This window comes from Rhodoglobus aureus (genome assembly GCF_039527955.1).
Lineage (GTDB): Bacteria > Actinomycetota > Actinomycetes > Actinomycetales > Microbacteriaceae > Rhodoglobus > Rhodoglobus aureus.
Genome location: NZ_BAAAKW010000065.1, coordinates 1 through 12553, shown reverse-complemented (window position 1 = coordinate 12553; position 12553 = coordinate 1). Strand labels below are relative to the sequence as shown.

Annotated in this window: 11 protein-coding genes and 1 pseudogene; 6 read left to right on the top strand and 6 right to left on the bottom strand. The window is 60.5% G+C overall.

Annotated features, from left to right (window positions below; genetic code table 11):
- Nucleotides 1-55 precede the first annotated feature (55 nt).
- Genes ABD112_RS12925 through ABD112_RS12915 form a run of 3 tightly spaced genes read left to right on the top strand, consistent with a single transcriptional unit; the run spans nucleotide 56 to nucleotide 4135 of the window.
- Nucleotides 56-2062, top strand: a complete 2007-nt coding sequence (locus ABD112_RS12925; RefSeq protein WP_343926479.1) for an AMP-binding protein — start codon at nucleotides 56-58, stop codon at nucleotides 2060-2062.
- Nucleotides 2063-2114: 52 nt separating this feature from the next.
- The gene (locus ABD112_RS12920; RefSeq protein WP_343926477.1) at nucleotides 2115-2507 is read left to right on the top strand and encodes a DUF485 domain-containing protein; all 393 of its coding nucleotides are present in this window, start codon (nucleotides 2115-2117) and stop codon (nucleotides 2505-2507) included.
- On the top strand, nucleotides 2504-4135 hold the full coding sequence (locus tag ABD112_RS12915; protein ID WP_343926475.1) for a solute symporter family protein: 1632 nt from the start codon (nucleotides 2504-2506) through the stop codon (nucleotides 4133-4135). Before ABD112_RS12920 ends, ABD112_RS12915 begins: the two co-directional genes overlap by 4 nt.
- Before the next feature lie 81 nt (nucleotides 4136-4216).
- On the opposite strand, the gene ABD112_RS12910 is transcribed toward ABD112_RS12915, so the two are convergent.
- The 3 genes from ABD112_RS12910 to galU form a co-directional block, all read right to left on the bottom strand.
- A complete protein-coding gene (locus ABD112_RS12910) occupies nucleotides 4217-5155 on the bottom strand; it encodes a hypothetical protein (protein WP_343926473.1) in 939 nt (312 codons plus the stop codon).
- A gap of 127 nt (nucleotides 5156-5282) precedes the next feature.
- Nucleotides 5283-5942, bottom strand: a complete 660-nt coding sequence (locus tag ABD112_RS12905; protein WP_343926471.1) for a GNAT family N-acetyltransferase — start codon at nucleotides 5940-5942, stop codon at nucleotides 5283-5285.
- 3 nt (nucleotides 5943-5945) lie between these two features.
- Nucleotides 5946-6836: a UTP--glucose-1-phosphate uridylyltransferase GalU gene (gene galU / locus ABD112_RS12900; protein ID WP_343926469.1), complete on the bottom strand. Its 891-nt coding sequence runs from the start codon at nucleotides 6834-6836 to the stop codon at nucleotides 5946-5948.
- Nucleotides 6837-6874: 38 nt separating this feature from the next.
- Between galU and ABD112_RS12895 the strand changes: the two genes are divergently transcribed.
- Together ABD112_RS12895 and ABD112_RS12890 are read left to right on the top strand one after the other, a co-directional pair.
- Nucleotides 6875-7465 (top strand): 5-formyltetrahydrofolate cyclo-ligase, encoded by a 591-nt coding sequence (locus tag ABD112_RS12895; RefSeq protein WP_343926468.1) that lies wholly within the window; start codon nucleotides 6875-6877, stop codon nucleotides 7463-7465.
- A 7-nt stretch (nucleotides 7466-7472) separates the two neighbouring features.
- Nucleotides 7473-7613 (top strand): annotated as a pseudogene (locus tag ABD112_RS12890) (FmdB family zinc ribbon protein); the annotation flags it as partial.
- A 14-nt stretch (nucleotides 7614-7627) separates the two neighbouring features.
- Here ABD112_RS12890 and ABD112_RS12885 read toward each other — a convergent pair.
- Nucleotides 7628-7876: a hypothetical protein gene (locus ABD112_RS12885; RefSeq protein WP_343926514.1), complete on the bottom strand. Its 249-nt coding sequence runs from the start codon at nucleotides 7874-7876 to the stop codon at nucleotides 7628-7630.
- On the opposite strand from ABD112_RS12885, the gene mscL reads away from it, so the two are divergent.
- Complete coding sequence (gene mscL, locus ABD112_RS12880) at nucleotides 7851-8261, top strand: large conductance mechanosensitive channel protein MscL (protein ID WP_343926467.1); 411 nt, start codon at nucleotides 7851-7853, stop codon at nucleotides 8259-8261. The genes ABD112_RS12885 and mscL overlap by 26 nt on opposite strands.
- Before the next feature lie 46 nt (nucleotides 8262-8307).
- Here the strand turns inward: mscL and ABD112_RS12875 are convergent, their stop codons facing one another.
- Together ABD112_RS12875 and ABD112_RS12870 are read right to left on the bottom strand one after the other, a co-directional pair.
- A complete protein-coding gene (locus ABD112_RS12875; protein WP_343926466.1) occupies nucleotides 8308-8571 on the bottom strand; it encodes a hypothetical protein in 264 nt (87 codons plus the stop codon).
- Nucleotides 8572-8574: 3 nt separating this feature from the next.
- On the bottom strand, nucleotides 8575-12372 hold the full coding sequence (locus tag ABD112_RS12870) for a DEAD/DEAH box helicase (protein ID WP_343926464.1): 3798 nt from the start codon (nucleotides 12370-12372) through the stop codon (nucleotides 8575-8577).
- Nucleotides 12373-12553 lie beyond the last annotated feature (181 nt).

Below are 12553 nucleotides of genomic sequence, written 5' to 3'. Positions count from 1 at the left end.
CGGGAATTTCTACCCCAGCAGAAATTCCACATCCAAGATTTCAAGGGAGAAATTGATGTCAGATGCCCCCTCAGTAGAGCGAGTTTCCGCACGGGAGACTGCCAGTCGCACGCCCCAGCAGAGCGGCTCCTTCGCTGAAATTCAGGCCCACGCGACTTACGCTCCCGATAACTTCTGGCTGCACCAAGCAGAGCACATTGACTGGTTTACCGCACCGAAGCGTGCCACTCCAGTGCAGGCGACCGAACTAGGAACCGATCAGGGTTCCTGGTTTTCAGACGGAACGCTCAACATGAGCGTCAATGCTCTCGACCGCCATGTGGCCGCCGGCCGAGGAGACCGACCAGCGCTCATCTCCGACTCAGCGATGACAGGAGAACAGGGGGTCTTGAGCTACGCACAGCTCCTCGAACGCGTCCGCAGATTTGCCGGAGTCCTTCGCGAACTCGGTGTTGGAGTAGGCGATCGCGTTCTGATCTACCTGCCGATGATCCCAGAAGCGGTCGTGGCGATGCTGGCCTGCGCTCGAATCGGCGCCATCCACTCCGTCGTATTCGGCGGCTTTGCAGCAAGCGAACTAGCGGTGCGGATTAACGACGCCATGCCATCCGTTATTGTCACCGCGACCGGCGGTCTCGAGCCATCCCGTGCAGTGGAGTACCTCCCGATCGTGAATCAAGCGATCGCTCTGAGCACCGGTAGCGTTCGACACGTTGTCGTCCAAGACCGCCCTCAACTCGACGGCGATATCGCCGAGTACGCCAACGGCGCCACCAGCAGAGGATCTGTCGATGTGGCGTGGCTCGATTGGGATGAGCTCGAGGCGGCCGCGCTGCCCGCCGATGCTGTTGAGGTGCGCGCCCAAGATCCGCTCTACATCTTGTACACCTCGGGCACCACCGGCAGCCCCAAAGGCGTGGTCCGCGATACCGGAGGCTACGCAGTGGCCCTGCAGTGGGCCATGAGCCACATCTACGGAGTAGAAAACCAACACACGATCTTTACTGCATCGGATGTTGGTTGGGTTGTTGGCCATTCCTTCATTGTCTATGGTCCGCTGATTGCCGGCGCGGCGACCGTTTTGTACGAAGGCAAGCCCATCGGCACCCCCGATGCGGGGACGTTCTGGCGGCTCATCCAGGATTACAAGGTCGACGTGCTCTACACGGCCCCGACAGCGCTGCGCGCTATCCGTAGAGAGGATCCGACGCTCGATGAACTCGACAAGTACGACACGTCCAGTTTGCAAGCCGTGTACCTCGCGGGCGAACGTCTCGACACTGAGACGTGGCGCTGGGCCAACGACGGCATCCGTGTTCCCATCATCGATCACTGGTGGCAGACAGAGACCGGATGGCCCATCTGCGCGAACCCTCGTGGAGTACAGCAGCTCCCTTCCAAGGCGGGTTCGACCGGTGTGCCGATGCCGGGCTTCATCCCCCGCATTCTCGACCGGGATGGCAATAACCTCACAGAGCCAGGCGCTGAGGGAAACATCGCGATTCAACTTCCGTTGCCCCCCGGCGCTCTTATCGGACTGTGGGGCAGCCCCGAGCGATTCGCAAGCTCGTACCTCGAAGAGTTCCCTGGTTACTACGCCACCGGTGATGCCGGGCATTTTGATGATGACGGCTACCTCTTCGTCATGGGACGCACCGATGACGTCATCAATGTGGCGGGCCACAGGCTCTCAACCGGTTCACTTGAGGAGGTGCTCTCTCGGCATCCGGATGTCGCGGAGTGCGCCGTTCTCGGCCTCCACGATGAGCTGAAAGGGCAACGTGCGGCCGGGTTCGTCACGGTGAAACATGGTCGCAGCCGAACGGAAAGTGGCCTCGCCATAGAACTTGTGGCACTCGTGCGCGAACTCATCGGGCCAGTAGCCGCATTCCGCGACGTCATGGTTGTGGAGAGGCTGCCGAAGACACGCTCCGGAAAGATTCTCCGCAAAACGATTCGACAGATCTTCGACGGTGACGAAGTCCGGATCCCTCCGACGATCGAAGACATCACGGTGCTTGATCCACTGTTCGCCGCCGCGAAGCGCACTCGCGAGCGCTAGTTGTCAACCAATCCACCCCATCTATCAACTGTTTGAGGCAAGGAGGCCCCGGATGTCTGATGAAAAATCCCCTACCAGGGATGTAACTCCCCCACCCACTGAGCCCGCACACGCGCACGGCGTGAGAGCGGTGCTCGACTACCAGGAGGAGGAGAAAGACCCTGCGTTCGTGGAACTCAAGCGGCGACACCGCTCGTTTGTGTTTCCCCTCACGGTCTTCTTTCTCGTCTGGTATTTCTCGTACGTGATTCTGGCTGCCTACGCGCATGACTTCATGGCCACTCCAGTCTTCGGCGTCATCAACGTCGGACTGCTGCTCGGCTTTGGGCAGTTCGTCAGCACGTTCGTGATCACTATGACCTACGTGTCATTCGCTAACCGTCGGCTGGATCCTCTCGCCGCCCAGATCAGAGCAGATCTTGAGTCGAAGGAATCCACAGCATGATCGCCCACAACCTAGGCCTGCTCGCTGCTGCCGTCGACGCTGAGTCTCAGAGCAATCCGGTTCTCAACATTTCGATCTTCATCGCCTTTGTGGGGATCACCCTGTTCATTGTGATCCGTGCCAGTCGAAACAACGCCTCCGCTGCGGACTACTACGCTGGCGGTCGCTCGTTCACGGGCCCGCAAAACGGGTTCGCGATCACCGGTGACTACCTGTCGGCGGCATCTTTCCTCGGTATCGTCGGGGCAATCGCGATCAACGGGTACGACGGATTCTTATACTCAATCGGCTTCCTCGTCGCGTGGCTTGTCGCCCTGCTGCTGGTCGCAGAGTTGATGCGCAACACCGGCAAATTCACGATGGCGGATGTTCTGTCCTTCCGTCTGCAGCAACGTCCGGTCCGGATGGCAGCCGCGGCAACAACGCTCGCGGTGTGCTTCTTCTATCTGCTTGCGCAGATGGCCGGAGCGGGAGGCTTAGTCTCTCTGCTTCTCGGCATTGACGACAAGATCGGTCAATCAATTGTGGTTGCCATCGTCGGCGGTCTCATGATCCTGTACGTGCTGATCGGTGGAATGAAGGGCACGACCTGGGTACAGATTGTGAAAGCGTTCCTGCTCGTGGGCGCCGCGATCGCCATGACGATCTGGGTGCTCATTCTCAATGGATTCGATCTTTCGCGGGTAATGCAGAGCGCGGTCGATAACTCCGTGGCGACGCCCGCCGACGCGATCCTTGCGCCGGGGCTCAAGTACGGTTCAAATCCGCTCGACTTCATCTCGCTGTCGATTGCGCTCGTGCTCGGTACCGCTGGTTTGCCTCACGTGCTCATGCGCTTCTACACGGTGCCGACAGCGAAAGAAGCACGACGGTCTGTGGTGTGGGCGATCTGGCTCATCGGTGGCTTCTACCTGCTCACACTCGTGCTCGGCTACGGTGCAGCAGCCCTCGTGGGTTCCGAAACGATCCAGAATGCCCCGGGTGGCGTGAACTCCGCGGCGCCGCTGCTTGCGCTCGAACTTGGCGGGCCGCTGCTGCTGGGCTTCGTCTCGGCGATCGCATTCGCGACGATCCTCGCGGTGGTGGCCGGCCTGACGATCACGGCGGCGGCATCCTTCGCTCACGACATCTACTCGAACGTGATCAAGAAGGGCAAGGGAGACCCCGATGCCGAGGTCAAGATCGCTCGACGCACCGTCGTCGTGATTGGTGTGCTCGCGGTAGCCGGAGGCATCGGTGTTCAAGGTCAGAACATCGCCTTCCTCGTCGCTCTTGCGTTCGCCGTCGCGGCGAGCGCGAACCTTCCGACGATCCTGTACTCGCTGTACTGGAAGCGCTTCAACACTCGTGGTGCAGTGTGGAGCATGGTCGGAGGCCTCGCGGCAGCGGTTCTGCTGATCGTCTTCTCCCCCGTGATGAGTGGTACGCCGACATCGATGTTGGGAGCGGATGTGAACTTCGCGATCTTCCCCCTCCAGAACCCCGGCATCGTCTCGATTCCGCTCGGATTCGCTCTCGGCTGGTTGGGAACAGTCACCTCACAACGCAAAGAAGACCCGGCGCTCGCCGCCGAGATGGAGGTGCGTTCGCTCACCGGTCACGGAGCTGAAGCAGCAACCGAACACTAGAACAAGGAAGGGGCGTGCCGTGCGGACTCACCACCGTGCGGCACGCCTATCTCTGTGCGCGAGGCGGAGTTGAGGTGTCAGTTAGCTGGCGCGACGACGACGCGCGAGTGCGGCATCCAGATCGGGCGCACTGCCGTCGATGTCGACAATGCCCATGCCCGCAAAACGGTTAGGGGCGGCCGCAGCAGGAACCGCAACAGGCTTCGCCGGTGCCCGCGTGGCTTCACGCGCTAGCTCGGCTTCACGCGTCGCTGCGGCCATTGCGACGGAGTTGGCGCGCAGTACCTGTTCGGCGGATTCCGCCGCGGCACGAAGCTCGGTGTCGATGTCGGCCGCGTGACGTGCGGCCGCAACTGCTGCTGCTGGCGTGTTGCTGCGCGTCAGATACATGGGCTTCGGCACTGGCACCGGGGTCCAGCTGACCTTCGAAGTGACATCTTCTACGGGAGCTTCAGAGGAGAGCACAATGCGACGACGTGGCGCGGCTGTGCGCCCGCTTGGGGCGCTTTCAGCCCGTCGGGCACGCGCGCGTTCTGCGAGACGGGAAAGCATGGCGCTGGCGCTGATCCCGGCAATGGTTGCAGTAGTGAGCACCAACCAGGAGCCCGAAGCGATGGCAGCGCCAGCAGTGACAATCAGCGAGAGCTGCACCCCAGCAACAACGACGCTGGCAAGGAGCACGAGCGCGGTGAGTGCGCGGGTGCGGCGAAGTCGTCGAACCGAGAGTGCGAGCACCTGCTCGCGAGTGGGCGGCGTTACAGCGCGCCCCACGGCAACAGGCCCTTGCAGTGCACGAGCTTTAGCCAGCTCGGCGGCACGACGGGCAACAGCCTCGGCACGCACTTCTTCAGGCAGCTCAGAGGTCTGGGCGAGAACACGAATCGTCTGCTGCAGTCGAACAGCATTGCGTTCAGTAGCAAGGTATTCGCGGTTCTTCAACCAATTGGGAACCAGGTACACCAGCCATAGCCCTGCTGCGAGCGCGATCATCACCCCGCCGCCGATGCTGGTGAATTCCATGGCTATACGGTACGAGCATCCGCGCAAGACATGCTGTCGGCACGCGGCAGCTAGAACAAAATATCCTGAGAATTACCCCGAACGGCCTCGAACCGATGTCGCGAAAGGATGCGGCGAGGGAATTCCGTCAGCGGCGAGGAGGGATCAGCGGGTTGGCTGCACGCGTGCGATCCACGGTCGAAATGTGGGCATCACCTTCTGGGGCAGCGCCAGCTTGCCAGCGACGCAACACGCCCCGAGGAACCTCCTCGACGGCGAGCGCGAAACAGAAGTGGTCGCGCCAGTCGCCATCGATGTGGATGAAGCGACGCCTCAACCCTTCATAACGAAAGCCAAGCTTCTCGACGACGCGCAAACTGGGCGCATTCTCGGGCCGAATACAGATCTCCATGCGGTGCAAACCGAGCTGAAAGAAGCAGTAGTCCGTGGCTAACGCCACCGCGGTGGGAGTGATCCCTTTGCCTGCGAAGCGCTCAGAAACCCAATACCCGATCGTCGCCGACGCAAGCGAACCGTAGGTGATCGACGACACGTTGAGCTGCCCGGCCACCTCATCGGCGTACTCAATCACAAAAGGAAGCCCAGCGCCGGCACGAGACTGCTGCAGCAGGCTCCGGATGCTCGACTTCACGTCAAAGCTGACGGGCCCAACCGGGCTCGTGGCCTCCCACTGGCGAAGCCACCCCCGGTTATCACGGAGTTCTTTCTCTAGCGCACGTGCATCTCGCACCCGAATGGGTCGAATGCTGATTTCTTCGTCGCTGAGCGTCGGAATGCCATACGCCACTTATCAGTCCAGTGTTGAGCTGAACTGCTTGAGCCAGGGACGCAGATCGGGGCCCAGGTCTTCACGCTCAACTGCGAGCTGCACGATTGCCTTGATGTAGTCGAGGCGATCACCGGTGTCATAGCGGCGGCCGCGGAAAACAACGCCGTAGACGCCTCCAGCAACATCGTCTTTGGCCATTTCGAGCAGAGCATCCGTCAGCTGGATTTCGCCGCCCTTGCCCGGATCGGTGCGCTCAAGGATCTCGAAGATTTCGGGGCGCAGAACGTAGCGACCAATAATGGCGAGATTGGATGGCGCGGTGCCCTGGACTGGCTTCTCAACCAAACCGGTAATGCGCACGACGTCGTTATCGTCGGTGGGCTCAACGGTGGCGATTCCATACATGTGACTTTGGGCCGGATCGACCTCCATGAGGGCGATGATCGTCGCGTTGCGGCCGTACTGCTCTTCGAGCATGCGCGAGAGCAGTACATCGCGCTCGTCGATGAGGTCGTCACCGAGCAACACGGCGAAAGGCTCATTGCCGACGTGCATCTTTGCTCGCAGCACAGCGTGGCCGAGACCGCGAGGGTCACCCTGGCGCACGTAGTGCATATCAGCGAGATCGTTAGAAAACTCGACCTTGTGGAGACGATCGGTGTCTCCCTTTTGCTGGAGAGTCGACTCAAGCTCGGTCATGCGGTCGAAATGGTTCTCGAGCGCGTTCTTGTTTCGGCCCGTGATCATCAGCACGTCATTGAGTCCGGCGGCAACCGCTTCCTCTACGACATATTGGATGGCTGGCTTATCGACTACCGGCAACATCTCTTTCGGCATTGCCTTCGTTGCCGGCAAAAATCGGGTGCCCAGACCTGCAGCAGGAATCACCGCTTTAGTAATCTTCGTTGCCATAGTTACAGCGTAGTCGGCCAGTCTCGTAGAATGGTTATATGACCGACGACGTCAGTCACGATAAACGTGCACTCCGGGCCGAATTACGCGAACGCCGACGCATCTGCACCGCCAAAGAGCGGGAAGAGTCTGAAGCCGGCATCACCGCGAATCTTGTAGAACTCGCTACACGGCTGGGATCCACCTCGGTTGCCGCCTACCTCTCCACCACCGACGAACCCCAAACTCGCGGATTCCTTCGCTGGGCGTGCGAACACGACATTACTGTGCTCCTTCCCATTTCCCGCGCCGATGGCCTGCTCGACTGGGCGCCCTATGACGGTGAAGGCGAAGACAAAGACCTCATCGGAATGCCAGCGCCCACCAGCGAGGTGCTTGGCCCGATCGCTATCAACGACGTCGACCTGATCATTGTGCCTGCGGCATCCGTGGATCGCACCGGTATGCGTATGGGCTGGGGGCGCGGTTACTTCGACAAAACCCTCGGCTCCATGGAGACGAAGCCTCCTGTCTACGCGGTGATTTTCGATAACGAATATGTGGAATCTGTACCCACAGAAATTCATGACCAACCTGTCAATGGCATAGTCACCCCCTCGGGAATTGTGACCATTACCGAGCACAACTAAGGATCTAGTGCCTACCTATTCCTACCGCTGCACCGAATGTGACAACGCTTTCGATATTCAGCAGTCGTTCACCGATGATTCGCTCACGGTGTGCCCCACCTGCCAGGGCAAACTGCGCAAGCTGTTCTCTGCCGTCGGCGTCACCTTTAACGGCTCCGGCTTCTACCGCAACGATTCGCGGGCCGCCAAGAGCTCTACAGACTCAAGTTCGGGCTCGACTGGTTCGTCGACGAGTTCGTCATCAGAGTCGAAAAAGTCGGACTCTAACTCCTCAAGTTCGTCGACGTCTGGCTCCTCCACGTCAGGCTCGTCTAGTTCGTCATCTGCTTCACCAAAGGCCGCAAAAGCCTCATAGTTGTCATATCCCGCACACAAAGGAGCAACAATGTTGAGCGGATTTAAAGCATTCATTTTGCGTGGAAACGTCATCGACCTTGCGGTCGCCGTTGTCATTGGCGCTGCGTTCACTGCAGTTGTTACAGCTATCGTTGGGAGCGTCTTCAACCCGCTGATTGGTGCACTCTTTAACGCCGAAAGCTTGGCCAAAGCACTGCCGGTCGTCATCCCCAACACCGGGGGTGAGGATGCAGTCATCTACTTCGGTGCTGTTATCGCAGCACTCATTCAGTTCTTGCTCATCGCAATAGTTGTCTACTTTGCGATTGTCGCCCCGATGAACTACGCCAACAAACTGGCTGAAGCTCGCAAACCCAAGGTCGTAGAACCCGAAGCTGGCCCGACTGAAACCGAGCTTCTCCTGCAGATCCGCGACCTGCTCGCTAAGCAGAACAGCTAGCAGCTCCCCCCGTAGCCCTCGAAGTATCGGCTGGCGGCCACGGCGCCTATCCCCAATGGGGAGGTTTGTCGCCCTTGAGCCGCTCGTCGTTCTCGTTAGCGGGATGCCGCTCGGGCTCGCCAGTGGGATGAGGATCAGAGCCCTCGGGCGGCGGCGTCATCGCACGGCGACGCTTCTTGGCTGTGGATGGCGGTGCTGGCTGCGGCTCCGGATGCTCGTTGCTCCGGCGATCGCCCGACTGCTCGACGCCGGGCTCGGGCTCGGGCTCGTCATGCTGCTCGCTCGTCCGCGAGCCCTCAGTGCCATACATGAGTTACTGCTCTGGACGTGTGGCGGGGATGATCGCAATGGGCTCGGTGTCGGGCGCAGCGTCTGCTCCGAGCATCCGCGCCACCTTATCGGCCACCTGATCGGGGTCGCTGAAGAGTTCGAAGGCGTGCACACGCAGATAGTGCCAGCCGAGTCGACGCAGCAACTCGGGGCGCAAACGAAGCGACTCTCGCAGGCTTGACTCGTGCACCATGGCGTCGGTTTCGATGGTTCCGCAACGACCGCCGCGAGAGGCGACTAGTCCGAGCTTGGCGCGGTGGCCGAGAGCTACGCGCAATCCGCGCTTCTCGAGACGACGCGCGAGGTCAACGAGCATCGGGTCACTGTCGTCGGGCACGGGAACTTCGGCGTAGCGAGCATCCACTTCGTCGAGCACCTCGGCCAGGGCAACAGCACCGTGCTTCATGCGACCGTCGTCGAGGTCTTCTGAGCGGAACGAGGTCACGATTTCGAGCGAACGGCGAGCACGCGTCATGGCGACAGCGAGTAGGCGCTCTCCCCCGGGCTCGCCGAGCGAACCGAAGTCAGAGAGCACGCGGCCGTGCGGTGTGCGGCCGTATCCGATGGAAAAAATGACCCGGTCGCGGCTTTGGGCCACAGCTTGATCAATCGTGGTGACGGTGAACGGTTCAGCACGATCGCCAATGATGACATCGAGCAGTTCGGGGCGACGGCGGCTGACAGCATCCAACACTGACTGCATGACCCGCACAGAGTGCAGCGGGCTTGCCGTAATGACCATGAGCGACTCTTGCGGGCGCTTAGTGGCGTGCTCGAGAACGAGTTCAACGACGCGGGAAACTTCGGCATCGGGGCTCTCCACCGCGCCCGAGTCTGGATCAGGCATTCCGACACCGTCTGCGACGTAGCTGACAGCGAGGCTGCCGTGGCCGAGGAAACTTCCCGCCCAGGGCAGGGATTCGATCTGTCCACCATAGAAGCGACGGTTCACCAGCTCTGCGAGTTCTTCGCCACCGGGCCGGTAACTGCGAGTCAGCGTAAGGGTCGGCAGCAGACCACTCAGGCGAGCGAACGCCGAATCTTCAACGAGAGCCTCGCGCACCTCATCATCGATAGGCGGCGGTGCGTCCGCTGTCACATCGCGCACGGCAATCTCAAACGGTGTTGGCGACTGGATGACGGGGTCGCCAACAACAACAACCTGCTTCGAGCGGCGGATCGCTCCAGCCGCTTCGGCCACAGTCATCGCGCCGGCGTCAACGAGGAACACCGTGTCGAACGGCATCGTGTCAACGACGGAGTCGATCTCGTAGGGCGAGGCGAGCCAGATCGGGGCAATGGTGCGAGAAAGATGGGGCGCCGACGTTTGAACGTCAAACGAAGTGAGCCGCTCTTTGGAGAGTGCGCGCTTGAGCGCGCTTGCTTCGTCGGGCCAATCAACGAGCCCGATCTTCCAGTTTTCGGCGATCTGCCACGAGAGCTGCTTCGCGTTCGCGGAGGCGTGGGCTTCGTCGACGAGGCGGAAGTCTGCTTCAAGCCGATCCACGACGGAGGTGTTGGCGTTGAGGAGTGCGCGGTCCATTTCGAGCATGGAGTCGAGCGCTGATTTCCACCAAGAAAGTTCGAGCTCTGCGGCAACCTGATCTTCGGGCACGTGGCGCTTGGCTAGATCGTCGATCAGCGGGTTGAGTTTGAGGTCACGCAGGCTGCCCATGAGCGCTGTGCGCTCTTGCAGATTGTTGAGCACGTCAGATTCTGCGGCGAGCGCCTCAACCTTTTCGATCAAGAAAGGGATGGGGAGGCTCGAAAGGTTGACGTGGGAGTCTGCAATGCCCAGCGGAATGTCGAGCGCGGCAAGATCTTCTGATACCTGCTGGTACGAACGCTGAACTTCGCCAATGCCCACGGGTACGGCAGGGCTTGCACCTTCGGCCACGAAACGGTGCCACAGCACTCGCTGCTTCTGGATGCGGATGAGGGCGGCATGCATGTCGTTTACGCGCACGCCGGGGCGCACGTATTCGAGCGCCAACTTCTTGAGGCGACGACGATTGGTACTCGTCATGTCGGGGAAGTCGCGACGCGGTGAAGTAGCCGCAATAAGTTCAGTGATCGCGCGGTCGAAGACTGTTGGCACGAAGCGGTCAAGCGTTTCCCGCAGATCGACGAGCAGGCGCAGGTAAACGCCCAACTCTTCGATGCTTTGGAACGGTCGCATGCGGGTGTTCGACACTAGACGGTTGGCGACGCCTAAGAGTTCTGACAGCTGAGCGTCGGTACGCTTGGCGATCTCGTGAGCCGCGAGAGCTTCACCGCCGTTAGCGAACTGGGCACCGTACCAAGGAGAATCCCCGGGGCCGTATTTGAACTCGCCCAGCTTGGCTGCAGCAATAATCACGCCGGTGGCGGTGGTGCGATCCTCGGCAAGCTTTTCTACTGCTTCGCGAGACAGTCGCGCTGTTGTCGACGGCGGGTTGGGCAGCAGCGCAAGTCGGCTGAGCTCAGAAACGCAGTCGAGAACGGAGACACCGAGCACATCGTCGGCGACAGACATCGACCCGCGGTAGTCGAGCATGATCTTGCGCAGGCGCAGCAGTGCGTCATCCACGTCTTCAATTTGCGGTCGTGACGCTTTTTCACTGCGCGAAATGGAGCGGATGATGTCGCGACGCAGCGTGCGCGGTGCCACAGCAAGCCCCGGCAGACCAATGTCGCCAAAGCGATCAGCGATCGAGTGCAACGAAGCACGACGCGGGGTCACCACCAGCACACGCTTGTTCTGGGCGACGAGGGCACCAACAGCGTTGACGATCGTTTGGGTTCCACCGGTGCCTGGCAGCGTGCGAACAACCAGCGAGTTGCCGGCTTCGATCTGCGCGATCACATTTTCTTGCTCAGCATCGGCGTCGAGCAGCAGATTGTCGGTCTGCGGCGAGCGCTCATCTGCCGAGAGAGCGGGAACCGGAGAGTAACCCTCCTTGATGGTCCACGCTGCTGCGGTGTTACCAGCTAGGGCATCGAGGATCGGGTGCTGCAGCTCGGCGGCATCGTCGGCGAGACCGGGAGCGACATCCGCAAAGGATGACACGACGAGTCGTGGGCTGACAGCGAAATTCGTGAGGTGCGAGGTGAGACCGCGCAGGCGATCGATGACCGGGTTCGGCTTGAAGGTGCCATCGGCATCCGTGAGAGCGACAAACGATTCGGCATCGAGACGCAAGTGGAACTGCTCATCGAGTGCGCGAGCGAACTCTGGGTTGAGGTAGGCGGCGCCGCGCAGCTTCAGCTCGAAGTCACGACCGTGCCGACGGATGGCGAGGGGGCGCAAGAGCACTGGGGCGCAGTACTCAACGTCGTCGTGATTCCAGCGGGCAATGCCGATGCCCAAATGCACGGAGTCGATTCCCCGGGCTGTCGAGAGCTCAAGGCCCTTCGCGGCAACAGCACCGGCTGCGACCTTGGCGGAGCGCAGAGCAACATCGTCACGGATCAGACTCGACAGCAGTGTGCGCTTGCCGGTGATGAACTGGGCCAAACCGCCCGGATGAGTCGTAGACAGCTCGACGCGATTGCGAGGCGAGTCTACAAAGTGCAGGAGCGGCGACTGACCGCCCAGCTCTGACAATTGCGAACGCCACTGCGTCCACACGGGTTCTGCAACGTTTCCAGCCATGATGTTCGGCTCACCAAAACTCAGCGTATGAGGCGCTGTTACCTGAATGTGGGGATGTGAGTGCTCGTTTGTTGGGTCGTCGATGTTCTCGTCAACCGAATCTGGGTCGACCGAGAAATCATCTGAAACTTTATCTGCACGCCACACACCGCCACCTTAAGCGTCTAACGGCAATAAATGGTGCAACAAGCACGAGTTTCGTCAGACTCATGCACCGGCCGTGCCCCCGGGTTCTAAGCGGAAGTGCAACACCTTCTAAGTTGTGGTTATTGAGATCACTCCGAGAAGGGTTGCACTTCCTTGACCGCACAATACCGACATTTGATGA

Excerpts from the sequence above, each read along its gene's own strand:
- ABD112_RS12925 (WP_343926479.1), top strand. The coding sequence starts at position 56 with ATGTCAGATGCCCCCTCAGTAGAGCGAGTTTCCGCACGGGAGACTGCC.
- ABD112_RS12920 (WP_343926477.1), top strand. The coding sequence starts at position 2,115 with ATGTCTGATGAAAAATCCCCTACCAGGGATGTAACTCCCCCACCCACT.
- ABD112_RS12915 (WP_343926475.1), top strand. The coding sequence starts at position 2,504 with ATGATCGCCCACAACCTAGGCCTGCTCGCTGCTGCCGTCGACGCTGAG.
- ABD112_RS12910 (WP_343926473.1), bottom strand. The coding sequence starts at position 5,155 with ATGGAATTCACCAGCATCGGCGGCGGGGTGATGATCGCGCTCGCAGCA.
- galU (WP_343926469.1), bottom strand. The coding sequence starts at position 6,836 with ATGGCAACGAAGATTACTAAAGCGGTGATTCCTGCTGCAGGTCTGGGC.
- ABD112_RS12895 (WP_343926468.1), top strand. The coding sequence starts at position 6,875 with ATGACCGACGACGTCAGTCACGATAAACGTGCACTCCGGGCCGAATTA.
- mscL (WP_343926467.1), top strand. The coding sequence starts at position 7,851 with ATGTTGAGCGGATTTAAAGCATTCATTTTGCGTGGAAACGTCATCGAC.
- ABD112_RS12885 (WP_343926514.1), bottom strand. The coding sequence starts at position 7,876 with ATGAATGCTTTAAATCCGCTCAACATTGTTGCTCCTTTGTGTGCGGGA.
- ABD112_RS12875 (WP_343926466.1), bottom strand. The coding sequence starts at position 8,571 with ATGTATGGCACTGAGGGCTCGCGGACGAGCGAGCAGCATGACGAGCCC.